The following is a 25,772-nucleotide window of genomic DNA, read 5'->3' as shown; positions in this document are numbered from 1 at the left end:
TTCTTATATACCCATTTTGTATTTCCTTATTCTGCCGGTGTCACCAGCCGGATTCCTTTTTCCTCCAGATAGGTCTTCCAGTCTCTGGACGGTGCCCGGTCAGTCACCAGAATATCGCCGCTTTTCAGCTGCATGGTTTTCACAAAGGAAACCTTGTCAAACTTGCTGCTGTCCACCGCCAGAATGGCCGTGTCCGCGCAGGCGCTCATGGCGTTCTTAATATCGCTGTCCAGCTCGTTGGAATCGGTCATTCCCGCCTCCATATCCAGCCCCTTACAGGAAAATACCGCCTTATCCACATGATAACCGTTCAGTACCTTCTGTGCTGCGTTTCCCACCAGAGACAGGGACGTCTCATTCAGATTCCCTCCCGTGGAAATCACCTGAATTCCATCGTGCCCGGCCAGCTCGATGAGTACCTCCACGGAATTTGTGATCACGATGAGTTTTTTCATTTCCTTCAGCTCTTTGGCGATCATCAACGAAGTGGAGGAAGCGTCCAGCATAATCCGGTCTCCCTCTTCCACCAGGCTTCTCACCAGTCCCGCAATAATCTGTTTTTCATCACGGTTCGTCTTCTCCCGTATCCGAAGCGGCATATCCACATCGTGGTTTTTATTCAGCACCGCGCCACCGTAGGTACGCTTCACGAAGCCCTCCTGCTCCAGCTTCTCCAGATCCCGACGGATGGTCTCATCCGTCACATCATACCGTTTGCTCAGCTCCGATACCAGTACTCTCTGCTCTTTCTGTAAAATCGACAGAATCTCATTTTTTCGCTCGATTGCAAGCATAATCTCTCCTCCTGCATGTCTCCTGAATCTTTTTTATTATAACACAATTTTTTTGTTTTTGTAGTCGTTTTTCTTGGCTTTTAGTTGAAAATATTACAAAATCAACATTCCCCATGATTTCAGAGACAGAAAAAAAGCCGGACAGTCCGCTTTTTTCGACTGTAACCGGCTTTTTGTTTTATTTGGTTTTAGAGCTTGCTGTAACCGAAGGTATTGACAATGGCGTCTACCTTCTCCTGCTTCTGGCACAGGGGGCAGTCACGGAAGCTGTAGGTCTGATAATCCGGCATATCCTTCCGGGTGAAAATGGCGTTGACCGGAATGGAATGTGCCTTATCTACCGCACTGAAAATCGCGTTGATGGCGCTGATTTTGCCGCCGTAATACTCGATACACTCAATACTCTGATTCAGGGTTTTTCCGGTGGTGGCTGTAGCCAGCAGCAACAGGATATTCTTGTCCCGGACCATCATCTGCATATTATCTCGGAAAATCAGCTGGCCTCCCGTATGGTACTCCGGAGTCGCGATATAGATAGTCTTGTGCTCGTTAATGGAACGGACTCCGGCTTTGGTCAGTTCCTCCGCCAGATATGCTCCGATCACCTCACATCCATCCAGGCATACGATGGTGTCCACAATACTGTAGTTGGAGTAATAGGCCAGCAGCTTCGCTGCCGCCTGGGCTTCGTTCTGGCGCGCCTTCAGTGTGGTCAGGTCAATGTAATAATTGATGTGGGAATGGTTTGTAGCGAAATGACCCCGAATCACCTTCAGCGCTACGGCCGGATCTGCCTTTGCATACACCTTAAACATCCTTGTTTCCATAAAATGCCCCCTTTTATGTTTGGTTTATGTTGTTATTGTATCACATTTCCCTTGATTTTCATAATATTTTTTCACTATTTCCTGTTACGCAAAATGCGACCGGGCTTTTGACGACCCGATCGCATTATTACTTTTTCTTCTTAATACAATTTTGACAGGAGCTCATAGGTTTCCGGACGACGATCCCGTAAATACACTACTTCATTTTCACGATATCTCGCCACATCCTCCAAATCAAAGGTAGCTACCAGCAATGCCTCTTCATTTACCGGAGCCTCTGCCACAAGCTTTCCTCTCGGATTATAAATTTTGTTGTTTCCAAACATTTCTCCGGTCTTATCCTCGCCTTCCAGTCCAACACGGTTAAGTCCGCCTACAAAGCAGCCATTTTCCAGGGATCTGGTAGCAAAATAGATATCCCACATATCCTTATCCCGGATGGGGAAAGCGCTGGGGCAGAGAATCAGTTCTGCGCCCTTTAATGTAAGGATTCTGGAAACCTCCGGGAATCCTCCGTCGTAGCAAATCATAAATCCGACTTTTCCAAAGTCCATGTCGAACACCGGATACTCGCTTCCCGCACGGAACCAGAAGCGCTCTCCCGCCCAGAGATGTGTTTTATTGTAGGTTCCCATCAGGGAGCCGTCTTTGCTGATTACAATCATTCCATTGTACAGAACTCCCGGCATCTCACTTTTCAACACAATAGGAGCTGCAATATACATTCCATATTCTTTTGCCTTGGCACTCAGAAGCTGGAAGGTTTCTCCTTCCGGTTCTTCAGCCATATCCAGATACTTTTCTCCTATCAGCTCCGGGCTATAGCCTGTGGAACAAAGCTCCGGGAAACAGAGCAAATCTACTTTTTTCTCCGCTGCCTCTTTCACATAGTTCAGCATCTTCTCCAGATTTGCCTTTTTATTCATCAGCTCACAGTCCATCTGGACAAGTCCCACTGTTACATTTCTACTCATGCTTTTCCCTTTCCGATCTTGCCGATCAATACCACTACCACTACAGAAACAAACATTGCCACAAGCGCCGTCGGAACCACATTGGACAGCTTCACCATAAAGGGTACGCCAAAGCCAACCGGAGCTTCATTCATACAGAGACCGACCAGGCAGCCGGCAATTGCGCCAATTCCTGTATCAACCTTGAAATCCGGAATCTCGTTCATCTTCTCATAACTATACTTATCCGCATTCTTCAGGATATAAAAATCAGCCAGCATAGCGCCCGAAATCGGCGGAATCAATACGCAGAGCAGGCTCAGGAAGGGAACCAGCCAGTCAATCATTCCCAGAGCTCCCAGAATGGTCGCGAAGATACCGCAGAGAGCTGTAACAATCCAACGGGGCAGCTTCAAAAGACCATGAAAGGTATTGGTCAGGCCAAGGGTTGACTGGTACAGGTTATTATCATTGGTTGTCCATGTAGCAATGATAATGATAAGTGCCGCAATATAACCAAAGCCAAGGATGTTAATCATAATATCTGTAATATCATTGGTCTGGAACGCACAGGCAAAGATTGCGCCACAGATAACAACAACCGGATATCCCAACGTAAATCCCAGTGTCACGCCAATGGTTGAATCCTTCACTGTTTTGGAATATCTGGTAAAGTCCTGTACAATCGATACGCCTACGATGAAGCTGCCAACCATCAGGGAAACAGCCGTAGCGAAGGACATCTTAGTTGCCGGAACAGCACCCATGATCTCTCCTGCCGGAACCATTACAAAGGTCTTGACCACACCGAACAGAATCAGCGCGAACAGAAGAGGCACGCCTATCTGGGAAAGCATTTTAATTCCTTTGTATCCGACAATTGCGGTAATCATCATCAGAAGTCCGCCTATGATAATACAGAGCCTGGTATTTACCTCCACTCCTGCCGCCAATCTGAATACGTTGGAAATGCTGCTTCCGAAAAAGGTACACTGATAACCAAACCATCCCATATTACACAGTGCAACAATAATTCCGAATACCATTGCGCCATATTTTCCAAAGGTGAAACGGGAAGAAACCGTGGAAGAAAGACCGCTCTTTATTCCGATAGCTCCGCAAAGCGCTCCAATAATAGTCAGAATCACGCCGCCAATTAATACAGCTGCTACCGTAGGCCAGAAGCCCAGACCCAGAGCAATCTGTCCGCCCAGTGTAAACGCCGTCAGGCAGAAACCAACGCCCAGCCACACAAACACCTGTGATTTCCACGTATTTTTCTTGTCATCGGGAACCGGACTAAATTCATAGTCGTTGAAAACTTCCGTGGATTCTGCTGTACCTAATACATTTTTGTCATTTGCCATTGCAGTACCTCCTATTATGCCTCATTTATTTTGAAATTAAAGCCATGACCAGTATAACACCGCCCTCCTTTTCCGTCAATCTCATTTTCCTCCTATCATCTTTCTATATTTTATGTGTATTGAATCATTTCTTCACGAAAAAAGAATACTATTTTTCAATTTTAACGAAATTTCCTGTAAATCAAAAAAAATCCGGCAGAAACACGATTTCCCGTATTTCTGCCGGATTCTTATTTATCTCGTTATGCTTTTTGGCATGCCGACGAAAGGATTACTCCTCTGTCTTTTTCGGAGCGTACAGATCGCCCAGGCTCTTCAGATACTCGTATCTTGCCTTCGCGTTCTCCTCAGCCTCTGCGAACAGCTTCTCAGCTCTTTCCGGATTAGCACGTACCAGAGAGTTGTAACGAACCTCTCCGTTCAAGAACTCCTTGTAGTCGCCTGTCGGCTCCTTGCTATCCAGAGTGAACGCGCTCTTGCCCTCAGCCGGAGCTGCCGGGTTGAAGCGGAAGCAATGCCAGTAACCAGCCTTAACAGCCAGCTCTTCCTCTGTCTGAGCCTTGCTCATGCCCTTCTTGATACCATGGTTGATACACGGAGCGTAAGCGATGATCAGGGACGGTCCCGGATATGCCTCTGCCTCTGCGATTGCCTTTACACACTGGTTGTAATCAGCACCCATAGCGATGGAAGCAACATATACATAACCGTAGCTCATAGCGATGGAAGCCATATCTTTCTTCTTAACGTCCTTACCGCCTGCTGCGAACTGTGCGATAGCACCGGTCTGGGTAGACTTGGATGCCTGTCCGCCTGTATTGGAGTAAACCTCGGTATCGAATACCATGATGTTGATATCCTTGCCGCTTGCAAGTACATGGTCAACACCGCCGAAGCCGATATCGTATGCCCAGCCGTCACCACCGAAGATCCACTGAGACTTCTTAGCCAGGAAGTCCTTATCCTTCAGGATCTCCTGAGCTGCGTCACATCCGCATGCCTCCAGAGCAGCTACCAGCTTGTCTGTAGCAGTTCCGTTGGTTGCGCCTACGCCGTAGGTATCCAGCCACTCCTGAGCAGCAGCCTTCACGTCATCGTTCGCTGTCTCCATAAGAGCCTCAACCTTAGCCTTCAGTCCGCCTCTGACAGCGTTCTGAGCCAGGCTCATACCATAACCGAACTCAGCCGCATCCTCGAACAGGGAGTTGGACCATGCAGGACCCTGACCCTTCTGATTTACGGTGTACGGTGTGGACGGTGAGGAGTTACCCCAGATAGAGGAGCATCCTGTTGCGTTTGCAATGTACATTCTGTCGCCGAACAGCTGTGTGATCAGCTTTGCGTACGGAGTCTCACCACAGCCTGCGCATGCGCCTGAGAACTCGAGCAGCGGAGTCTTGAACTGGCTTCCCTTTACAGTAGCCTCTTTAAACTTCGCGATAACGTCTGTCTTCTCCGGCAGAGTAACTGCGTAATCAAAGTTCTTCTGCTCTGCAACATTTGCTTCCATGTTCTCCATTGCAAGTGCCTTAGCGCCTTTCTTGCCCGGGCAGACATTTACACAGGAACCGCAGCCTGTACAGTCAAGTGCGGATACTACCATAGAGAACTTGTAATCTGCCATACCGGTCATCGGAACCATCTTCATTCCTTCCGGAGCAGCTGCTGCCTCAGCCTCTGTCAGGGCTACCGGACGGATAACTGCATGCGGGCAGACATAGGAACAACGGTTACACTGGATACAGTTCTCCGCATTCCATACCGGGATATCTACGGCGATACCACGCTTCTCGTAAGCAGAGGAACCGCTGGGGGTTGTACCGTCTACGTAATCCTTGAATGCGGATACCGGAAGAGAGTTACCCTCCTGTGCGTTCACCTTTGCCTGAATATCATTTACAAAGTTTACAACGTCGCCACGGCCGTTCTCTGCATGTGTGAAGTCCAGTCCCTCGTCAGCTGCGTTCTTCCAGCTCTCCGGAACGGTAATCTCAACAACCTGCTTAGCGCCTGCGTCGATAGCGTCGTAGTTCATCTGAACGATGGCGTCACCCTTTCTGCCATAGGTAGCCTTTGCAGCAGCCTTCATCAGCTCGATAGCCTGCTCCTCCGGAATGATGTTCGCCAGCTTGAAGAATGCAGACTGCAGAACGGTGTTGATACGTCCGCCCAGTCCGATCTCCTTACCAATCTTGATACCGTCAATCACATAGAACTTGATGTTGTGGTTCGCGATGAAGCTCTTAACCTGTCCCGGCAGATGCTTCTCGATGCCTTCCATATCCCACGGGCAGTTCAGCAGGAAGGTACCGCCGTCTACCAGCTCCTGTACCATGTTGTACTTACGTACATAGGACGGGTTATGGCATGCTACGAAGTTTGCCTTGTGAATCAGGTATGTAGACTTAATCGGGCTCTTACCGAAACGGAGGTGGGACATGGTCACACCGCCGGACTTCTTGGAGTCATAATCGAAGTAAGCCTGTGCGTACATATCTGTATTGTCACCGATGATCTTGATGGAGTTCTTATTTGCACCTACGGTACCGTCTGCGCCCAGTCCCCAGAACTTGCAGTTGATAGTTCCTGCCGGAGTCGTTACCAGCGGAGCGCCTGTCTCAAGAGAAAGTCCGGTAACATCATCGACAATACCGATGGTGAACTTCTGCTTGCTATCATTCTTGTATACAGCAACGATCTGTGCCGGTGTGGTATCCTTGGATCCCAGTCCGTAACGGCCTGTGAATACCGGTGTATCGTTGAACTTGGTTCCCTTCAGGGCTGCTACTACATCCAGGTACAGCGGCTCGCCAAGAGCTCCCGGCTCCTTGGTTCTGTCAAGAACAGTAATCTTCTTTACGCTCTCCGGAATAGCTGCTGCCAGTGCCTCTGCGCTGAACGGACGGTACAGACGTACCTTTACAACGCCGACCTTCTCGCCTGCTGCTACCAGATAGTCAATGGTCTCTTCGATGGTATCGCATACAGAACCCATAGCTACGATAACGTGCTCTGCGTCTGCTGCTCCGTAGTAGTTGAACAGCTTGTAGTCTGTTCCAATCTTCTCATTTACTTTATCCATGTACTCCTGTACGATAGCCGGCATAGCATCGTAGTAGGGGTTACATGCCTCTCTTGCCTGGAAGAAGATATCCGGGTTCTGTGCAGAACCTCTCTGGCAGGGATGGTTCGGGTTCAGGGCATTCTTTCTGAACGCGTCGATGGCATCCATGTCAACCATATCCTTCAGATCCTCGTAATCCCATGTCTCGATCTTCTGGATCTCGTGAGATGTACGGAAACCGTCGAAGAAGTTGATGAACGGAATCTTACCCTTGATAGCTGCGCAGTGTGCAACCGGAGTCAGATCCATAACTTCCTGTACGCTGGACTCGCAAAGCATTGCAACACCGGTCTGACGACAGGCATATACGTCGGAATGATCTCCGAAGATAGACAGTGCGTGGCTTGCAAGCGCACGAGCGGATACGTTGAATACGCCCGGAAGCTGCTCGCCTGCTACTTTATAAAGGTTCGGGATCATCAGAAGAAGTCCCTGGGATGCTGTGAAGGTAGTGGTCAGAGCACCTGCTGCCAGAGATCCGTGAACAGCGCCTGCTGCTCCAGCCTCAGACTGCATCTCGGTAACCTGTACGGTCTGTCCGAAGATGTTGGTTCTTCCCTGTGTAGCCCACTCGTCAGTAGCTTCTGCCATAACAGATGACGGTGTAATCGGATAGATAGCTGCAACATCAGAATACGCATAAGATACATGCGCTGCTGCATGGTTTCCATCCATGGTCTTCATTTTTCTAGCCATTGATATTTCCTCCTTATTTTTTCAGCCCTGGCAAGGCATTTTTGATATCTTCATACATAGTTGATTGTAACATAACAATGTCGGCTTGTCCATTTCAAACTTGTATTTTTTGCCGTACATTTCCCGGTTTCCTTGTTTTTTTCTTTGTACAAAATCACGAATTGGATTTTCCATATTTTTACTTGATTTTACAATTTATATGTGCTATAATTCTCTCATAAGCAATTCTGATTTCCGGCAGTTCGCCACGAATCCCTTTTTCATCCGGAGATTTCCGTGTAAGGAACATCCTTATAATCAGCCGCTTATGATACGTCTGTTTCACAACTGGCTTCCAGGCAGGGAAAGGTGGCTGTTCATGCAAAAGGGATCTGAAAACGTTCCTTCTGAAAATGTTCTTTCTGAAAATCTTTTTTCTAAAAATATTCTTCCTGAAAATTCTCTTTCTGCCCTTTCCCTCCATCTGCAGATACGGGACCGAGCACTGGCTTTAGGCCGTGCCAGAGGACGGGCGGAATGTATTCTGGAAGTTTTGTCAGATTACGGACCGGTTCCCCTGGGTCTGCAGGAAAAGATCCTGACCCAGAAAGACCGCCGTTTGCTGGACCGCTGGTTTCTTCTGGCCCGCCAGGTTCCCTCTGTAGATGCCTTTATGAACAGAATGTAGGGCTTCTGCCCGCTTTCTCATAACGAAGGATACCCCTGCCCTGCAGGATTTGACATTCCGGCTGTTTCGAATATTTCCGATTTTCTTTCGGCTTCGCAGTCCAGAACCGAGAACATAAAAATCCCCTTCGCAGCGGTCTCTGACTGCCCGGAGGGGATTTTTTTACGCTGTTTTACTCATCCAGCGCTTCTTTCATTTTATCGAAAAAGCCTTTTTTGCCCTTGCCCGGCTTCTCCGGATTCTTACCGTTCACAATATCATCGTAAGCGCGCAGGGCTTCTTTCGCATCCTTACTTAAATCTGTCGGCACCTGTACCACCAGAGTCACATAGTGATCACCGCGGGTGTTCTTATTACGCAGGGACGGTACACCCTTGCCCTTCAGGCGCACACGGGTGTCGGTCTGGGTTCCGGCTTTCACGTCGTACTCCACCTCACCGTCCACGGTCTTGATGCGGACAGCCCCACCCAGCGCCGCTGTAGCAAAGCTGATAGGTGCTGTGGAATAGATATTCATATCCTGTCTCTGGAAAATCGGGTGCCGGGCCACGATCACCTCGACCAGCAGATCGCCTCTGGGACCGCCATTGACACCCGGCTCTCCCTTGCCGCGGATACGGATGCTCTGACCGTTGTCGATACCGGCCGGTACCGTAACGGAAATTTTTTTCTTATTGGCAATGTAACCGGTGCCATAGCAGTCCGGACACTTTTCCTTAATAATCTTACCGGTACCGTTACAGTCCGGACAGGGACGTACATTCTGCACCATACCAAACATGGACTGCTGGGTATATACCACCTGTCCCTTGCCGCCGCATTTCGGGCAGGTCACCGGAGAGGTGCCCGGCTTTGCGCCGGTACCATGGCAACTGCTGCACTCATCCTTCAGGGTCAGCTCAATCTCCTTGTCACAGCCGAAGACTGCTTCCTCGAAGGTCACGCGTACCTGGGTACGGAGGTTCGCGCCCTGCATGGGGCCGTTGTTGGCACGTCTGCTGCGGCCGCCTCCGAAGAGATCACCAAAGATATCGCCGAAGATATCGCCCATATCTGCGCCGTTGAAATCAAAGCCGCCGTAACCGCCTGCTCCGCCTGCGCCTCCGTCAAAGGCCGCATGACCAAACTGGTCGTACTGGCGTCTCTTGTCCGGATCGCTTAAGACTGCGTAAGCCTCAGAAGCCTCTTTGAATTTCACTTCCGCTTCTTTGTCGCCGGGGTTCATATCCGGGTGGTACTTCTTTGCCAGCTGACGGTACGCCTTCTTGATGGTGGCGTCGTCCGCATTCTTATCTACGCCCAGAACCTCGTAGTAATCTCTCTTCTGCTCTGCCATTTTTTCTATCTTCCTTTATACCTTTTCTCGATTGCTTTGCGGCAAAACCTCTAAAAAAATCCCGCCTGGAAGGCTTCTTGCATATCGGATTTCTGATATGCAAGAAAGGCTCCTTCGAGCCTTTCTTGGATTCTTTTCTTTCAAGCCTGCCTTCCAATATAGCGCAATGCCTATTTTCTTTCAAGCCTGATTTTTTTCATTAAACCTCTCTGTAGTCGCCGTCTACCACGTCGTCAGAAGCGCCTGCGCCTGTTCCGGCGCCTGCTCCCATATCCGGTCCTGCCTGGCCGGCTGCGCCCTGCGCTGCCTGAGCCTGCTCATATACCTTTGCAAATACCTTCTGAGCCGCGTTCATCAGCTTCTCTTTGCCGTTCTTCAGTTCATCAAGGTCTGCGTCAGAGATATCTGCCTGATCCTTGGTTCTCTCCAGAACTGCCTTCAGGGAAGTAAGCTCTGCCTCTACCGCGGACTTGTCAGCCGGGTCAACCTGAGCGCCGACCTCTTCCAGTGCCTTCTCGGTCTGGAATACCATGGAGTCTGCATCGTTTCTCGCGTCGATGGCTTCCTTACGCTTCTTATCCTGAGCCTCGAACTCAGCAGCTTCCTTCACTGCCTTGTCGATGTCGCTGTCAGACATATTGGAGCCTGCGGTAATGGTGATGTGCTGTTCCTTGCCGGTACCCAGATCCTTTGCGGATACATTTACGATACCGTTTGCGTCAATATCGAAGGTAACCTCAATCTGCGGAACGCCACGTCTTGCGGGCGGAATTCCATCCAGACGGAACTGGCCGAGAGACTTGTTATCTTTGGCGAACTGACGCTCACCCTGTACCACGTTGATATCTACTGCGGTCTGGTTATCAGCTGCAGTAGAGAAGATCTGGCTCTTCTTGGTCGGGATGGTTGTATTACGCTCAATCAGACGGGTTGCGATACCGCCCATGGTCTCGATAGACAGAGACAGCGGAGTAACATCCAGAAGAAGGATATCGCCTGCGCCTGCGTCGCCAGCCAGCTTACCACCCTGAATGGAAGCACCGATAGCTACGCACTCATCCGGGTTCAGAGTCTTGCTGGGCTCATGGCCGGTCAGCTGTTTTACCTTGTCCTGTACAGCCGGAATACGTGTGGAACCGCCTACCAGCAGCACCTTGCCAAGCTCGGAAGCTGTGATGCCCGCATCCTTCAGCGCTGCCTGAACCGGTCCTGCAGTACGCTCAACCAGGTCATGGGTCAGCTCGTCGAATTTTGCTCTGGTCAGGTTCATATCGAAATGCTTCGGTCCCTCAGCGGTTGCTGTGATGAACGGAAGGTTGATGTTGGTTGTGGTTGCGCTGGAAAGCTCTTTCTTCGCCTTCTCAGCTGCTTCTTTCAGTCTCTGCATAGCCATCTTGTCACCTGACAGGTCTACACCCTCGGTGCGCTTGAACTCTGCAAGCATGTAATCTACAACCTTCTTATCAAAGTCATCGCCGCCCAGACGGTTGTCGCCTGCGGTAGCCAGAACCTCGATAACGCCGTCGCCGATCTCGATGATAGATACATCGAAGGTACCGCCGCCCAGATCGTATACCATGATCTTCTGCTCTTTCTCATTGTCCAGGCCGTATGCCAGCGCTGCTGCAGTCGGCTCATTGATGATACGCTTTACATCCAGGCCTGCGATCTTACCTGCATCCTTGGTTGCCTGTCTCTGTGCGTCGTTGAAGTACGCCGGTACAGTGATAACTGCCTCGGTAACCTTCTCGCCCAGATAGTTCTCTGCATCTGCTTTCAGCTTCTGCAGAATCATAGCAGAAATCTCCTGCGGAGTGTACTGCTTTCCGTCGATATTTACTTTGTGGTCGGTACCCATCTCTCTCTTAATGGAAGAGATGGTCTTCTCGGAGTTGGTAACTGCCTGACGCTTTGCCGGCTCGCCTACCAGTCTCTCACCAGTCTTTGTGAATGCCACGATAGACGGTGTGGTTCTCGCTCCTTCTGTATTTGCGATAACTACGGGCTTACCACCCTCCATCACTGCTACGCAGCTGTTTGTTGTTCCTAAGTCGATACCAATAATCTTGCTCATAATAGAGACCTCCTCATTTATTCTGATTGTAAAAAGTTAATTTTTTATTTATAGAAATTCGCAGTGTCACTCGATTCCGCTCCGCTTCATCTCGTGCACGGGCTTCGCCCTATGTCATCTGCCGTAAAAGTGCCTGCTCATGCAAGCATGGCATTCACTTTTACGGCATCTGACGCACTGCTCATTGCCTACGTGTCAGTTTGCGACTTTTACCATGCTGTGACGAATGACTGTATCTTTGTACATATAACCCTTCTGGAATTCCTCGGCTACTACATTTTCACCCAGCTCCTCATCCTCCACATGCATCACTGCGTTGTGGTAATTCGGGTCGAATTCCTCGCCCACTGCCGCAATGGGTTCTACGCCCAGGTCGGTCAGTGTGGTCATCAACTGGCTATATATCTTATCCATACCTACGATGACCGGATTTTCTTTCTGATCCTCGGGTACGGATGCAAGACCGCGTTCAAAATTGTCTACCACCGGAAGGATTTTCTCGATGACATCCCGGGCTCCCACCTCATACATATGGGATTTTTCCTTCTCGGTTCTCTTTCGGAAGTTATCGAATTCTGCCATCTGACGCTTTACGCGATCCTCCAGCTCTTCGATTTTTTCTTCCATCTTGTCTTTTTTCTTTTTTTTCTTCAGCATCTCGGGCTCCTCCCCGGCTTCTGTTTCCTCCGGTTTTTCGCCGCCGGTGCTTTCTTTTTCTTCGGAAGCTTCCGCTGCTGTGGCAGTTTCCTCTTCCTTTACTTCTTCAGTTACTTCCTTCGCTGCTTCATTTTGAAACTCTTCGTTTTTGATTTCCTGTTCCACGGGTTTTTGCCCCTTTCTATTTCTTATTTCTATTGTAAATCTCATCCAGCTGTTCGGTCAGGGTCTTCAGCGTCTTCAGTACGTTTTCGTAATCCATTCGCTTGGGACCGATGATTCCGATGGTTCCCTGCAGGCCTTCACCCAATTCGTAAGTAGCAGTGACTACGCTGCAGTCTTTCATGGACTGTATGGGTGTCTCCTGGCCGATGTAAACCTGGATGCCTTTGTTATCACTGTTCTCCAGTGTCTGATTTACCAGATCGGACAGCTGCTGCTTCTCTTCGAAGGTGCTGATCAGTTCGCTTGCTTTGCCGTTATCGGAAAGCTCCGGATAGCGGAAAATGTTGGTCGCTCCTGAGGTATATATCTCTACCTCGTCCTCGGAGTGAATGACTTCTGCTACCGCGTCAATGACGCTGCCCACCAGCTCGCTGTGGATACCTGCCTGCTCTTTCAGGTTCTGAATCATTGCCAGATTGATTTCCTCAATGGACAGGCCGTTCAGGACACTGTTCAACAGGATATTCAGCTTCAGGACTGTCTCCTGTTCCAACTCCTCGGTCACATCGATAACTTTGTTGCGGACGATGTTTCCTTCTATCATAATCACCGCAAGAATCTGCGTCGCGTTGACTTTGGAGAGCTGAATAAACTTCAGCTTGTTCCTGTGATAGGTGGGGGCAGATACCATGGTAGCGTAGTTGGTATTAGCTGCCAGAACTTTTACCACCTGCTTCAATACCTGCTCCATCTTATCGGTTCGCTCAATCATCAGGTCTTTCAGTTCCTGTACCTCATGATTCTTCTCTTCCAGAATATGATCCACGTATAAGCGGTATCCTTTATCGGAAGGAATTCGTCCGGCCGAGGTATGGGGCTGCACGATGTAGCCCATCTCTTCCAGGTCTGACATTTCATTTCGAATCGTCGCAGAGCTTAGATTCAAATCTGAGTATTTGGAAATGGTTCTGGAACCTACCGGCTCGCCCGTCTCCATATAATTACGGATGATCGCCTGAAGGATTTTCTGTTTTCTCTCGTCCAGTTCCATTTCGCTCACCTCTTCTTTACTGGTTTCTTTTTTATTTCTTTGTTGCTTTTTGTCTATTAGCACTCGGCCCTCTTGAGTGCTAACATTAAGATAGCACTATGGTTTGGGTTTGTCAAGCGGGTTTATCGTTTTTTTAGATTTATTTTCTGATTATAACGGACAGGGGATATGCGGAAGGACTATACTCCAGAATACGCAGCTTTCCCTGCTCCTCGCAGGCGGCTTATGCGCGCCCGATGGAGCCACTGTCTGAGGCCCTTTAAGGGCCGAGTTTGGCGATCGGGCGCGCATAAGCCGCCTGCGAGGAGTAGGAAAATCAGTTTTGTTCCCATTGCCATACACAAAGCAGTCCTCCGTACTTTTTAGTCTTCCTATAATAAGTATAAGTAGTCTGACACTTTATGCTTTTTTTATGAATTATTTTTCAAAAACCTCTTGATTTTTCATTTTCAAAGTGGTATACATATATGCAGAAAAAGAAAAAGGCCCTGTATCAGATATGGAAATGTATTTGATGCCGGGACTTTCTTTTTTGTATTTAAAAACTTTTGGAAACAATACTTTTACCTATTAGAATAGAGAAAGGGGAGTCAGATTTTATGAACATCAGCAAATTTACACAAAAATCCATTCAAGCTGTAAACGACCTGGAAAAGCTGGCTTATGAATATGGCAATCAGGAGATTGAACAGGAACATCTTCTGATGAGTCTGCTCCGGCAGGAGGACAGTCTGATTCTGAAGCTTGTCGCTAAGATGGGCATTGACCAGAATCTGTTTCTGAATGGTGTGGAACAGGCCTTAAATAAGAGAGTCAAGGTCTCCGGCGGACAGCCCTACGTGGGACAGTATTTGAATAAGGTACTGATCAGCGCCGAGGATGTGGCAAAGCAGATGGGCGACGAGTATGTCTCCGTAGAGCACCTGTTTCTGGCCATGTTAAATGATCCCAGCCCTTCCATGAAGGAGCTGTTCCGGGAGTACGGCATTACCAAGGATCGTTTCCTGCAGGCGCTGTCCTCCGTGCGGGGTAACCAGCGGGTGACCAGTGATAATCCGGAAGCTACCTATGACACCTTAAGCAAATATGGTTCTGACCTGGTGGAAAAAGCCCGGGATCAGAAGCTGGATCCGGTCATCGGACGTGACGCGGAGATCCGGAATGTGATCCGTATCCTGTCCCGTAAGACCAAGAATAACCCGGTGCTCATCGGTGAACCCGGTGTCGGCAAGACCGCCGTTGTGGAAGGCCTGGCACAGCGTATCGTGCGGGGCGATGTACCGGAGGGTCTGAAAGACAAGAAGGTATTTTCCCTGGATATGGGCGCACTGGTGGCCGGCGCCAAGTACCGCGGCGAGTTTGAGGAACGTCTGAAAGCCGTTCTGGAGGAAGTCAGAAAAAGCGAAGGCAAGATCATCCTCTTTATCGATGAGCTGCACCTGATTGTGGGCGCAGGCAAGACAGATGGAGCCATGGACGCCGGCAATATGCTCAAACCCATGCTGGCCAGAGGCGAGCTCCACTGTATCGGCGCTACCACCCTAGATGAATACCGTCAGTACATTGAAAAGGATCCGGCTCTGGAGCGTCGTTTCCAGCCGGTTATGGTAGATGAGCCCACCGTAGAGGATACCATTTCCATTCTGCGTGGCTTAAAGGAGCGCTACGAGGTATTCCATGGTGTGAAGATTACCGACGCCGCTCTGGTGGCAGCCGCTACCCTCTCCAACCGTTATATCTCCGACCGTTTCCTGCCGGATAAGGCCATCGACCTGGTGGACGAAGCCTGCGCTCTGATTAAGACGGAGCTTGATTCTATGCCGACCGAGCTTGACGAGCTGCGGCGTAAGATTATGCAGCTGGAGATCGAGGAGGCAGCCCTGAAAAAGGAGACCGACCACTTAAGCCAGGAGCGCCTGGAGCACTTACAGAAGGAGCTTGCGGAGCTGCGTGATCAGTTCAACAGCCAGAAGGCCCAGTGGGACAATGAGAAAAATTCCGTAGAGCGTCTGCAGAAGCTCCGTGAGGAAATCGAGGATATCAATAAGCAGATTCAGACAGCGCAGCAGAATTATGACCTGAATAAGGCCGCCGAATTACAGTACGGCAAGCTGCCTGCCCTGCAAAAGGAGCTTTCCGAGGAAGAAGAAAAGATCAGCAAAAAGGATCTGTCACTGGTTCACGAATCCGTAACGGAGGACGAAATCTCCCGTATCGTTTCCCGCTGGACCGGTATTCCGGTAGCCAAGCTGACCGAGAGCGAGAGGAATAAGACCCTGCATCTGGACGACGAGCTGCACAAGCGTGTCATCGGCCAGGACGAGGCGGTCACACTGGTATCCGAAGCGATTATCCGTTCTAAGGCCGGTATCAAGGATCCGACGAAGCCCATTGGTTCGTTCCTGTTCCTGGGACCCACCGGTGTAGGTAAGACGGAGCTTGCCAAGGCGCTGGCTGCCAGCCTCTTTGATGATGAATCCAATATGGTGCGTATCGATATGAGTGAGTACATGGAGAAGTATTCTGTGTCCCGTCTCATCGGAGCTCCTCCCGGATATGTAGGCTACGAGGAAGGCGGTCAGCTGACGGAGGCCGTGCGAAGAAAACCCTACTCCGTTGTCCTGTTTGATGAGATTGAAAAGGCCCATCCGGACGTATTCAATGTGCTCTTACAGGTGTTGGATGACGGACGTATCACCGATTCCCAGGGACGGACCGTGGACTTTAAGAACACGATTCTGATTATGACCTCGAATATCGGTTCCTCCTATCTGCTGGACGGCATCGACGAAAACGGCAACATCAAGCCGGAAGCTCAGACTCTGGTTATGAACGACCTGCGTGCTCATTTCCGTCCGGAGTTCCTGAACCGACTGGATGAGACCATTCTCTTCAAACCGCTGACCAAGAGCAACATCACGCGGATCATCGACCTGCTGCTGAAGGAACTGAATGAGCGTCTGGCTGACCGGGAGCTTTCCCTGGAGCTGACTGATGCTGCCAAGGCCTTCATCGCAGACCACGGCTTCGATCCGGTTTATGGCGCCCGTCCGCTGAAGCGTTACATGCAGAAGCACGTGGAAACCCTGGCCGCGAAGCTGATCTTAGGTGGCGAGATCTCCACCGGAGCGACCATTGTGATGGATGTGGAGGGCGACGGCCTGACTGCAAGAGTAAAATAAATTTGGAATAAAAAAAAACTCGCGGATGACCTTTTTGGTCACTGCGAGTTTTTTCTTGTTACCAATATCTGTATCCATCTTTACGACCGCTGTCTTCTCAGCCAGCCATAGGCCAGCACACAGATGATCACGGACAGCAGCGAGCCTGCCGCCGTGGCCAGTCCCATGGGAAGGAGGCTCGTGGGGAACAGCTTCGACATAAAGTAAGCCCCCGGAATCCGCACCAGTATGATGGACACAATATTATGTAAAAAGGACAACTCTGATCTGCCGCAGGCGCAGAAATAACCGCTGAAGCTGAAGTGAATTCCCGCAAACATACAGTCAAAGATATAGCCCCGGAAATACCAGCCTCCCTGAATCATCACGGCAATGTCTTTCGAGAACAGACCCACCACCGGATTCGCGATAAACTGCACCAGTACCGCCATAAAAAGGCCGAAGCCCGTAGCCATACAGATGGCGTAACGCAGGGTTTTTCGGGCCCGCTCCTCCTGTCCCGCGCCGATGTTCTGGGCGCAGAGGGCTGATACGGTGGAGAGCATGGATGAGGGAACCAGGAACACGAAGCTGATGATCTTTTCCACGATGCCGACAGCCGCCGCGTCGGTCAGCCCCCGGCGGTTTGCGATAATCGTAATCAGGATAAAGGACACCTGAATCAGACCGTCCTGCAGAGCCACCGGAAGTCCGATACGGAGGAGCTGCTCCATGGTTCCTTTCTCAGGCCGAAGGTCAGCCTTTCCAAGGGAAAGCCCCGTATCCCGCCTGCAGATGGCCACCAGGGCGATCACCACGCTGACTGTCTGGGACAGGGTAGTTCCCAGGGCCGCACCGGCCGGTCCCAGGTGAAAGGCTCCCATAAAAAGATAGTCCAGAGCGATATTCACGCTACAGGCCACTGCGATAAAGTACATGGGACTTTTAGAATCCCCCAATCCACGAAAAATAGAACTGATCACATTATAGGCAGTGATGAAGGGGATCCCCAGAAAGCAGATGGTCAGATACCGGATGGTTCCCTCCACTGCCTCTTCCGGCGTGGAAATCAGACTTACAATGGGCCGCACAAGTGCCGTCAGAAGTATCGTCAGGGACAGGGAGATTCCCAGGAAGAGAACCACTGTATTCCCGATGGACTCGGAGGCCCGTTTCTGATCCCGGGCTCCCACCGCCTGGCCGATGCTGACCGTGGTTCCCATGGCCAGTCCCACCAGAATCACCGTCAGCATGTGCATAACCTGGCTTCCCAGGGATACCGCTGTGGTGGCCTCCGTACCGTCAAACTGGCCGATGATAAAAAGATCCGCCATGCCATATAGGGTCTGCAGAAAATAGGACAGCAGGTAGGGCAGGGAAAAATATAAAATATTGCTCATCACGCCGCCTGAATTAAAGTCTCTTGCTTTTACCCTTTCCATCTTACACCTCTCACACATACCAAGTTCCGGGCAGGAGCTTTTCGCCCCTGCCCGGAATCCGTTTCTTTTTCCCTATTATAAACTCTACCGTATCATCGAAACCACTGCCGTCCGGTAAGCTTCCAGGCCACAAAACCGGTGAGACATCCCACCACCAGGCCACCCAGCACATCCGTTGGAAAGTGTACCCCCAGATAGATCCGGGAAAAACCGATAAGGGATGCCACCAGAAGGGCCAGAATCCCGATGCTGTGGGGCATACCCAGGAACATAACTGAAGCCACCGCAAAGGCCGCGCCCGTGTGTCCTGAAGGAAAGGAGTAATCCATGGGCTCCTTGGCCAGCAGGATCAGATCCTCCAGAAGATGGTAGGGCCGCACCCGGGCGATCCAGTTTTTCAGCACCAGATTCACCACCAGGAACTCCAGAATCATGGACAGCGTGGCCGCCTGGCCTACCCGCCGCCATCTGGGCTGAAAAAGCAGGGCCAGACAGGCCGCGATGGACAGAAACCCCGCGTTTTCCAGGGAGGTCACGAACCACATGATCTTATTCTGGAGCGGTCCCCGGATACTGTTCTGCAAAAACATCATAAATCGGTATTCCCATTCAAAAAACCATTCCATTTCTTTTCTCCGCCCTTCAGATCTCCGTAAAGGTGTATCGCTGTAAAAGCCCTGAGGTATTCACATGATAAATGACAGTTCCGTCCGCCAGGTCTTCCCGTTCAAAGGTAAAGTCCCGATCCTTCCCGTGGCGCTTCCGCACATAGCTCTCCAGATCCGGGATGGGAACCTCCTCGATAAACACATCCCGCATCTGATTGTTGGCGCACTCGTTAAAAATCTCATGTACTACCTCATATTCCTTCATGGCAAAATCTCTCCTTCTCTGACTCTATTTCTTCTTTCTCCCTACTCTGCTGTGTCATCCAGCTGGCGCTTCAGGTATCGTCCCACCACGCCGGAAAAATTCATAATATTCCGGATATAGGCAAAATCCCGGCCGAAGATCCGTCGCTCTGCCTGCAGATCCTCTTCCTCCCCGGCAAATACACCCAGCACCGAGATGCCCTCCGCCCGGACCTTCCGCACCTCCGAAGCCGTATCCCGCACCGCGTAATCCCCCGCGTAAGGCATGGGATTTTTGCTGTTTGGCCGATTCACAATGATATCGTTGGGACGGCCGTCGCTCAGGACGATAAGAACCTTATTTTCCTCGGGCCGCTCCCGAAGGCTGGCTGCCGCCGCCCGGATGGCCAGTCCGTCCCGGTTATTGGAGGAGGCGTGAAACTCAAAAATCCGCTTATTGGCCTCCTTCGGGTCGTCGTAATCCCGGTAGCGCTGCATGACTGTATAATCCCAGAAGGTACAAAAGCCCATGACCCGATGGGGAATCTGCACATTACTCAGGGCCTCGCTGATGATATAGCCCTGGAGGGCCACCAGACTCTGTCGGCTCCGTTGGGATCCGCTGGCGTCGATGAGCACATGCACCACGAACTCGGAGCTGTCCTTTTTCAGCGTCCGCTCGAAGAGCTTCTTATCCCGGGTCCGGCCCAGCTTCCAAAGACGGAAGGGCACGATGATTCCGTATTCCGAGCGCACCGTCTCCCGCTCGCTCCGGGCCACCAGGGCCCTTCGCAGAGTATCCGACAGCTGATCGATATTCCGTCTGGCCACCCGGGTATAATGGCCGTAGACCCGCAGATTCTCGCTTTTAGATCTTCTGGCGTACTCGGACTGATAGTTTCTCCGTACCATATTGGAAAGGATGCCGTCAGTAAAATAGAGGCTGCAGTCCGCATGGGCGCCCCGGCAAAGGCTCCGGTTCAACCGGGCCTGCTCTCCCGGGTTCAGATAGGAGCGGCCATAATTCAGCTCGATATAGGAATACATCTTTGCGGCCGCTTCCTCATCCACCAGCACCCGCTTCATCCGGGATTCCCGCTTTTCTTCCTTCTCATCGGGCACTTCCCCGGTCTGGGTCACCGCCTGGTTCACCTGATTCAGCACCTGGGTCAGCTCCTCCTGCCCGGCCTCTTCCTCCAGATAATCCTTCCAGCTGAACTCCTTTAATTCCTCCATGGTCACCGCAAGAACCTTTTCCAGGCTCCCGTGATTTTTTTCAAAATAAGGATCCACGATCCAGTTATACAGTTCGTCAGTCGCCCGGATGATCTCTCCTGTATCGTAAGTCTCCTCCAGACCTGCCAGGGTATCCAGGGCCTTCTGCATCCTGGCCTGCTCCACGCCTGCCTTCCCCTGAACCGCCTGCTGCATCATGCAGATCTTGATCTGTCCCAGATAGTAAGACGCCAGTCTGGTGAAGTCATAATCCAGCAGATCGGAAAAGGCTTTTTTCCGGATCTCCAGAACACCTTTGCGCTCCCGGCTCACCTTCCGGTAAACCGCGCTGTCCACCGCCAGCTGGGCCACATTGGTCAGGGCCTGCTCGTCTGCCCCATAATAAAGCTTCTTCACCAGATAGAGGCCGAAGGTGTTCCGGTCAAAGTACCGGGAAAAGGCTCCCTGTTTCACTGCGTCGTAGAGGGATACCCAGGGAGATCTGGCAAAGGATACCGTATCCAGTTTGATGTTATCGCCGTAATTTCCGCTGACTGTCCAGTACAGGTTCCGAATGCGGTTCTCGATCTCATACTGATTTTCGTCAAAATAATCCTGTTCCTGTTTCTCCTGCTCTTTCATGCCGCCTCACTAAAACACTTCACTGCCGGTCCATTCCTCCGGAATCCGGGTCATGACGATGTCGCTGATAATCTCCTTCTCGAAAATATCAAAGCTTTTATTGGTGATTCCCATGGTAATAGCGCTCCGGGGCGTCAGACCGGAGCGGATGGTCTTAATGGCTCCGATCATACCGCGCAGATCCATGGGCTTCGTAGAAATCTCGCTGTTTTGGGCCTTGGTCTGCAGATCGAGAAACAGTCCCGCAAAGGCCTGGAGGCCTGTCTCCTTTGCCTCCGGGAAGTTGGCCCGGAGAATCTGCATCAGAGTCTCCTCTGTCAGCGCCGGCATGTCGATGACCAGGAAACGGGACACCAGCGCCTCGTTCAGCTCCCGGGTGCCCGCATAGCCGTAGTTCATGGTTCCGATAAAGCGTGTGGCCGGATGCAGCTCAATCTTATCGTAGCCGGGTACATCGATGAGACGTCGATAGTCCAGGGTAGCATGAAGCACCGATACCGCGTCATTTTTCGCCATATTGATCTCATCGAAAATACCAAAACCGCCCTGTTCCGCGCACTGGTATACAGGTCCCTTCCGAAGCCGTACCTCATTGTCCGCAAAGGTGTCCGTTCCGATGAGGGAACTGCTGTCCGTATTCACATTAAAGGAAATATTGTAGGAAGGACGCCCGAAGATCCAGGCCAGATTCTCCGCCAGAATATTCTTTCCCGTGGCCTTTGATCCGGAAAGAAGGACATTCTCCCCCTGAAGCAGGGCCGCAATGGCCATCTCCAGAATCTCTTTTCCGTAAAAGGGCACCGGAGGCTCCGCCACCCGGTTTTTCACCACTTCCTGCACGGGATACTGCTCCCGGAACTTCTCCACCTCACGGATCAAAAGGGGATTCACCTGCTGATCCTCCAGAATTCTCAACTCGTTCATCATAGCTCCTCTGTTACTCCTCTCCGCCCGCCAGGCCGTCCATCCAGGGCAGGAACTCCTGATAGCTGCGGATCTCATGATACTGCTCCGGCTTCAGGTCCACGTCCGCCGGACGCTCTTTACATTTTGCGTTATACCAGACCGCATACATGCCCGCATTGGCCGCACCCAGCACATCCTTCCGGATATTATCTCCCACGAAGATACATTCCTCCGGTCTGCACCCTGCTTTCTGGATGCAGCGCTCCATGAACAGGCGATGGGGCTTCTCGTAGCCCGCCTCCTGGCTGGTCACCATGTGGTTGATATAGGGCGCGTATCCCAGCTTTTCCAGCTTCTCATACTGCATCCGGGCCGTCATATCCGTGCCGATGCCGATGGTGATGCCCCTCTTTTTCAGTTTCTCCATCAGCTCCATACAGCCCGGCTCCGGCTTACAGACCTCAAAAAATGCCTGCCAATACAAATCGTACATCTTCCGAAGATGAGGAAAAATGGGCTTTTCCATGAGCTCCAGCATGTTCTGAAGACGGATACTCCGGCTGTGGATGACCGCGTTGTCCATACCAAGCCGCTTATTTGTCTCCAGACGGAGCTTCTCATGAAGGGCCAGGAATTCCTCCCGGGACATCTGAAGCTCTGCCTCCGCATAAACCGCGGTACGTTCCATTCCTGCCTCGTCTCCCACCTCATAATCGTATAAGGTATCGTCAATATCAAAGATTACTTCTTTTATCATCTGCTTCCCTTTTCCTCACAATCTTTTATTTCTTCTGTTCTGCCTTGGCGTTCAATCCAGCAGGAACTTCGCCAGCGCGTAATTACTCACATCAATGCCCCGATCGGTCAGGCAGATTCGCTCTCCCCTTTGCTCCAGCAGTCTTTCCTCCGTAAGTTCCCGGATGACATCTCCGTAGTTGCTTCGGATCCTGTCCGTAAGCCGGACACCTTCCATCTTCCGCAGACCCAGAAACATGGTCTCCTCCAGAATCTCCTGCTCATTTAATGGCTCCACACTCTCATACCGGAAAGTTCCCTTCAGATAGGACTCCAGAACCGTAGCATTCTGATAGCGCACTCCGTCCACCAGGGATGCTGCGCCGATGCCGAAGCCTTTATAATCCGTCCGCTCCCAGTAGGACAGATTGTGGCGGCATTCGTAACCTGCCTTTGCGTAATTGGAGATCTCGTAGCGCTCGTAACCCTTTTTATGCAAATAGGCTTTCGTGTCCTCGTACATGATCCGGTCCAGCTCCTCTCCCGGAAGCTCCTTCTCACAGGGACCGTCCACCCGGTATTTTTCATAAAAGGGCGTACCCTCCTCGATGATCAGACTGTAGGCAGAAATATGCTCCGGCTCCAGCGCTGTCACCTTCTTCAGGGTGGATAGCCAGCCCTCCCGGGTCTGCCCGGGCAGAGCGGACATAAGATCGATGTTCACATTGGAAAATCCTGTCTTTCGCACCAGTTCATAATTCTCCTGGAACTGCTCCCAGGTATGAATCCGTCCCAGTGCCTGAAGCTCCCGGTTATCCGCAGACTGAAGCCCCATACTCAGCCGGTTGATCCCGGCCTGCCTGTAAGCCCGGAGCTTTTCTTCCGTCAGGGTTCCCGGATTCGATTCCGCGGTTACTTCCGCCTCTGCCGGGATTCCGAATACCTGATCCACAGTCTCCAGTATGGAGTCCATCTGGGCTCCGGTCAGCAGAGAGGGCGTTCCGCCTCCCAGAAAGACTGTGGCTGTCCGGTGGGTGCTGGAAAGGTTCCCGGCTCCGCGGATCTCCTCCAGCAGCCGCTCCACGTAACGCTGCCTGGTCTCTTCCCCCGCCGGAGCGGAAAGGAAATCACAGTAAGCGCATTTTCGCACACAGAAAGGAATGTGTATATAGATACCAAGCTTTTTCTTCATGCCAAGTCTTCCCGTTTTATTTGTCATCCAGCTTCAGCACGCTCATGAAAGCCTTCTGGGGGATCTCCACGTTGCCCACCTGGCGCATCCGCTTCTTTCCTTCCTTCTGCTTCTCCAGAAGCTTCTTTTTTCGGCTGATATCGCCGCCGTAGCACTTGGCCAGTACGTCTTTTCGCATGGCCCGGACAGTCTCACGGGCGATGACCTTGCCGCCTACGGCCGCCTGAATAGGGATCTCAAAGAGGTGCCGCGGAATCTCGTCCTTGAGCTTCTCACACATCTTCCGGCCCCGCTCGTAGGCAGTGCTGCTGTGGACGATAAATGAAAGAGCGTCCACCTCTTCCTTATTGATCAGGATATCCAGCTTCACCAGATCGGCCTGTACATAGCCCTTCATCTCATAGTCGAAGGATGCGTAGCCTCTGGAGCGGGATTTCAGGGCGTCGAAGAAGTCGTAAATGATCTCGTTCAGCGGAAGCTCATACTTCAGAAGGGCACGGGTCTCCTCCATATATTCCATGCCAAGGTAGATACCGCGGCGCTCCTGGCAGAGCTCCATGATGGAGCCAATAAATTCTGTGGTCACCATGATCTCAGCGCTGACGAAGGGCTCCTCCATATGTTCGATCTCCGACGGATCCGGCAGGTTGGACGGATTCGTCAGATCGATGACCTCGCCGTTGGTCTTATAGACCTTATAGATAACGCCCGGAGCCGTAGTCACCAGATCGAGATTGTATTCCCGCTCCAGCCGCTCCTGGATGATTTCCAGATGTAAAAGACCTAAAAAGCCACAGCGGAAACCAAAGCCCAGCGCGATGGAGGTCTCAGGCTCGAACTGAAGGGAAGCATCATTCAGCTGCAGCTTCTCCAGGGCATCCCGGAGATCCGGATACTTGGCTCCGTCCGCCGGATAAAGACCGCAGTATACCATAGGCAGAACCTTCTTATATCCCGGCAGCGGCGCGTCACAGGGATTGTCACGATCGGTAATCGTGTCGCCCACCCGGGTATCCCGCACATTTTTAATGCTGGCGGTGATATAGCCTACCATGCCCGCGGAAAGCTCGTCGCAGGGAATAAACTGGCCTGCGCCAAAGTAGCCGACCTCCACGACCTCTTCTTCGGCTCCGGTGGCCATCATCCGGATCGTGGTTCCCTTCTTTACCGTACCTTCTTTGACACGGCAGAAAATGATAACGCCTTTATAGGAATCATATACCGAATCGAAAATCAGAGCCTTTAAGGGTGCGTTCGGATCGCCGGTGGGAGCCGGAATCTTATGGACAATGGCTTCCAGCACCTGTTCCACATTGAGTCCTGTCTTAGCGGATATCTGGGGCGCGTCCTGGGCCTCCAGACCGATGACATCCTCGATCTCATCGATGACACGCTGGGGCTCGGCGCTGGGCAGATCGATCTTATTGATGACCGGAATTACGTCCAGGTCATGATCAAGCGCCAGATATACATTTGCCAGAGTCTGAGCCTCGATGCCCTGGGCCGCGTCCACCACCAGGATAGCGCCGTCACAGGCCGCCAGGCTTCGGGATACCTCGTAGTTGAAGTCCACATGACCCGGGGTGTCAATCAGGTTGAAAATGTATTCTTCACCGTTCTCAGCCTTGTATACGGTCCGGACGGTCTGGGCTTTGATGGTGATGCCTCGCTCCCGCTCCAGATCCATATTGTCCAGCACCTGAGCCTGCATCTCCCGGCTGGTCAGAAGACCGGTCATCTCGATGATGCGGTCCGCCAGGGTGGATTTGCCGTGGTCAATATGAGCAATGATACAGAAGTTGCGGATTTTGCTCTGGTCAAATGTTGTCATTCAAAAATTCCTCCGTTTGCTTTGGTTAGTTTTCTCTAATTCACAAAACGCCAAAAAGCGGGTGCGTAAAAACGCCCGCTTTTCGG

General features: G+C 51.3%; 19 protein-coding genes. 2 read left to right on the top strand and 17 right to left on the bottom strand.

The features are described from left to right. Positions 1–26: 26 nt before the first annotated feature. The 5 genes from H8S44_RS07815 to nifJ all read right to left on the bottom strand — a co-directional run bounded on the left by H8S44_RS07815 (position 27) and on the right by nifJ (position 7,761). Entirely contained in the window at positions 27–794 is a 768-nt protein-coding gene (locus tag H8S44_RS07815) for a DeoR/GlpR family DNA-binding transcription regulator (RefSeq protein WP_186997535.1), read from the bottom strand. A gap of 188 nt (positions 795–982) precedes the next feature. Further along, positions 983–1,621: a phosphoribosyltransferase gene (locus tag H8S44_RS07810; protein WP_186871986.1), complete on the bottom strand. Its 639-nt coding sequence runs from the start codon at positions 1,619–1,621 to the stop codon at positions 983–985. Positions 1,622–1,761: 140 nt separating this feature from the next. After that, positions 1,762–2,595 carry a nitrilase-related carbon-nitrogen hydrolase gene (locus H8S44_RS07805; protein ID WP_186871985.1) on the bottom strand — a complete coding sequence of 278 codons (834 nt, stop codon included), beginning with the start codon at positions 2,593–2,595 and terminating at the stop codon, positions 1,762–1,764. After that, on the bottom strand, positions 2,592–3,941 hold the full coding sequence (locus H8S44_RS07800; RefSeq protein ID WP_186871984.1) for a purine-cytosine permease family protein: 1,350 nt from the start codon (positions 3,939–3,941) through the stop codon (positions 2,592–2,594). The genes H8S44_RS07805 and H8S44_RS07800 overlap by 4 nt, the downstream gene beginning before the upstream one ends. A 271-nt stretch (positions 3,942–4,212) precedes the next feature. After that, positions 4,213–7,761, bottom strand: a complete 3,549-nt coding sequence (gene nifJ, locus H8S44_RS07795) for a pyruvate:ferredoxin (flavodoxin) oxidoreductase (protein ID WP_186871983.1) — start codon at positions 7,759–7,761, stop codon at positions 4,213–4,215. A gap of 532 nt (positions 7,762–8,293) precedes the next feature. Here nifJ and H8S44_RS16595 point away from each other — a divergent pair. Next, a complete protein-coding gene (locus H8S44_RS16595) occupies positions 8,294–8,428 on the top strand; it encodes a hypothetical protein (protein ID WP_279288089.1) in 135 nt (44 codons plus the stop codon). Between the two features lie 172 nt (positions 8,429–8,600). On the opposite strand, the gene dnaJ is transcribed toward H8S44_RS16595, so the two are convergent. From dnaJ to hrcA, 4 genes are all read right to left on the bottom strand, one after another. Beyond that, positions 8,601–9,764: a molecular chaperone DnaJ gene (gene dnaJ / locus H8S44_RS07790; RefSeq protein ID WP_186871982.1), complete on the bottom strand. Its 1,164-nt coding sequence runs from the start codon at positions 9,762–9,764 to the stop codon at positions 8,601–8,603. 199 nt (positions 9,765–9,963) lie between these two features. Further along, positions 9,964–11,838, bottom strand: a complete 1,875-nt coding sequence (gene dnaK / locus H8S44_RS07785) for a molecular chaperone DnaK (protein WP_186871981.1) — start codon at positions 11,836–11,838, stop codon at positions 9,964–9,966. Between the two features lie 195 nt (positions 11,839–12,033). Then, the gene (grpE, locus tag H8S44_RS07780) at positions 12,034–12,705 is read right to left on the bottom strand and encodes a nucleotide exchange factor GrpE (protein ID WP_186871980.1); all 672 of its coding nucleotides are present in this window, start codon (positions 12,703–12,705) and stop codon (positions 12,034–12,036) included. Next, positions 12,677–13,711 carry a heat-inducible transcriptional repressor HrcA gene (gene hrcA / locus H8S44_RS07775; protein WP_186871979.1) on the bottom strand — a complete coding sequence of 345 codons (1,035 nt, stop codon included), beginning with the start codon at positions 13,709–13,711 and terminating at the stop codon, positions 12,677–12,679. Before hrcA ends, grpE begins: the two co-directional genes overlap by 29 nt. Before the next feature lie 599 nt (positions 13,712–14,310). On the opposite strand from hrcA, the gene clpB reads away from it, so the two are divergent. Next, positions 14,311–16,893, top strand: a complete 2,583-nt coding sequence (gene clpB, locus H8S44_RS07770) for an ATP-dependent chaperone ClpB (RefSeq protein WP_186871978.1) — start codon at positions 14,311–14,313, stop codon at positions 16,891–16,893. A gap of 80 nt (positions 16,894–16,973) precedes the next feature. Here clpB and H8S44_RS07765 read toward each other — a convergent pair whose 3' ends face one another. The 8 genes from H8S44_RS07765 to lepA all read right to left on the bottom strand — a co-directional run bounded on the left by H8S44_RS07765 (position 16,974) and on the right by lepA (position 25,686). Beyond that, positions 16,974–18,314, bottom strand: a complete 1,341-nt coding sequence (locus H8S44_RS07765) for an MATE family efflux transporter (RefSeq protein WP_186871977.1) — start codon at positions 18,312–18,314, stop codon at positions 16,974–16,976. 92 nt (positions 18,315–18,406) lie between these two features. Then, entirely contained in the window at positions 18,407–18,940 is a 534-nt protein-coding gene (locus H8S44_RS07760) for a phosphatase PAP2 family protein (protein WP_186871976.1), read from the bottom strand. A 16-nt stretch (positions 18,941–18,956) separates the two neighbouring features. After that, on the bottom strand, positions 18,957–19,187 hold the full coding sequence (locus tag H8S44_RS07755; protein WP_186871975.1) for a hypothetical protein: 231 nt from the start codon (positions 19,185–19,187) through the stop codon (positions 18,957–18,959). Between the two features lie 41 nt (positions 19,188–19,228). Then, positions 19,229–21,022: a cobaltochelatase CobT-related protein gene (locus H8S44_RS07750; protein ID WP_186871974.1), complete on the bottom strand. Its 1,794-nt coding sequence runs from the start codon at positions 21,020–21,022 to the stop codon at positions 19,229–19,231. A gap of 9 nt (positions 21,023–21,031) precedes the next feature. Further along, positions 21,032–21,946: an AAA family ATPase gene (locus H8S44_RS07745; RefSeq protein WP_186871973.1), complete on the bottom strand. Its 915-nt coding sequence runs from the start codon at positions 21,944–21,946 to the stop codon at positions 21,032–21,034. 13 nt (positions 21,947–21,959) lie between these two features. Continuing rightward, entirely contained in the window at positions 21,960–22,685 is a 726-nt protein-coding gene (locus H8S44_RS07740) for an HAD family hydrolase (protein WP_186871972.1), read from the bottom strand. A gap of 51 nt (positions 22,686–22,736) precedes the next feature. Then, positions 22,737–23,855: a radical SAM family heme chaperone HemW gene (hemW, locus tag H8S44_RS07735; protein WP_186871971.1), complete on the bottom strand. Its 1,119-nt coding sequence runs from the start codon at positions 23,853–23,855 to the stop codon at positions 22,737–22,739. A gap of 16 nt (positions 23,856–23,871) precedes the next feature. Continuing rightward, a complete protein-coding gene (lepA, locus tag H8S44_RS07730; protein WP_186871970.1) occupies positions 23,872–25,686 on the bottom strand; it encodes a translation elongation factor 4 in 1,815 nt (604 codons plus the stop codon). Between the last annotated feature and the right edge of the window lie 86 nt (positions 25,687–25,772).

The organism is Anaerosacchariphilus hominis (assembly GCF_014290175.1).
Classification (GTDB): domain Bacteria; phylum Bacillota; class Clostridia; order Lachnospirales; family Lachnospiraceae; genus Laedolimicola; species Laedolimicola hominis.
The sequence above is the reverse complement of the archived record's forward strand: the minus strand, read 5'-3'. Positions and strand labels throughout refer to the sequence as shown.

What these genes read in the sequence shown, in the direction of transcription:
- H8S44_RS07815 (WP_186997535.1), bottom strand. Translation starts at nt 794, where the DNA reads ATGCTTGCAATCGAGCGAAAAAATGAGATTCTGTCGATTTTACAGAAA.
- dnaJ (WP_186871982.1), bottom strand. Translation starts at nt 9,764, where the DNA reads ATGGCAGAGCAGAAGAGAGATTACTACGAGGTTCTGGGCGTAGATAAG.
- hrcA (WP_186871979.1), bottom strand. Translation starts at nt 13,711, where the DNA reads ATGGAACTGGACGAGAGAAAACAGAAAATCCTTCAGGCGATCATCCGT.
- H8S44_RS07765 (WP_186871977.1), bottom strand. Translation starts at nt 18,314, where the DNA reads ATGGAAAGGGTAAAAGCAAGAGACTTTAATTCAGGCGGCGTGATGAGC.
- nifJ (WP_186871983.1), bottom strand. Translation starts at nt 7,761, where the DNA reads ATGGCTAGAAAAATGAAGACCATGGATGGAAACCATGCAGCAGCGCAT.
- dnaK (WP_186871981.1), bottom strand. Translation starts at nt 11,838, where the DNA reads ATGAGCAAGATTATTGGTATCGACTTAGGAACAACAAACAGCTGCGTA.
- H8S44_RS07750 (WP_186871974.1), bottom strand. Translation starts at nt 21,022, where the DNA reads ATGAAAGAGCAGGAGAAACAGGAACAGGATTATTTTGACGAAAATCAG.
- hemW (WP_186871971.1), bottom strand. Translation starts at nt 23,855, where the DNA reads ATGAAGAAAAAGCTTGGTATCTATATACACATTCCTTTCTGTGTGCGA.
- clpB (WP_186871978.1), top strand. Translation starts at nt 14,311, where the DNA reads ATGAACATCAGCAAATTTACACAAAAATCCATTCAAGCTGTAAACGAC.
- H8S44_RS07805 (WP_186871985.1), bottom strand. Translation starts at nt 2,595, where the DNA reads ATGAGTAGAAATGTAACAGTGGGACTTGTCCAGATGGACTGTGAGCTG.
- grpE (WP_186871980.1), bottom strand. Translation starts at nt 12,705, where the DNA reads ATGAGATTTACAATAGAAATAAGAAATAGAAAGGGGCAAAAACCCGTG.
- H8S44_RS07760 (WP_186871976.1), bottom strand. Translation starts at nt 18,940, where the DNA reads ATGGAATGGTTTTTTGAATGGGAATACCGATTTATGATGTTTTTGCAG.
- H8S44_RS07745 (WP_186871973.1), bottom strand. Translation starts at nt 21,946, where the DNA reads ATGAACGAGTTGAGAATTCTGGAGGATCAGCAGGTGAATCCCCTTTTG.
- H8S44_RS07740 (WP_186871972.1), bottom strand. Translation starts at nt 22,685, where the DNA reads ATGATAAAAGAAGTAATCTTTGATATTGACGATACCTTATACGATTAT.
- H8S44_RS07810 (WP_186871986.1), bottom strand. Translation starts at nt 1,621, where the DNA reads ATGGAAACAAGGATGTTTAAGGTGTATGCAAAGGCAGATCCGGCCGTA.
- H8S44_RS07755 (WP_186871975.1), bottom strand. Translation starts at nt 19,187, where the DNA reads ATGAAGGAATATGAGGTAGTACATGAGATTTTTAACGAGTGCGCCAAC.
- H8S44_RS07800 (WP_186871984.1), bottom strand. Translation starts at nt 3,941, where the DNA reads ATGGCAAATGACAAAAATGTATTAGGTACAGCAGAATCCACGGAAGTT.
- lepA (WP_186871970.1), bottom strand. Translation starts at nt 25,686, where the DNA reads ATGACAACATTTGACCAGAGCAAAATCCGCAACTTCTGTATCATTGCT.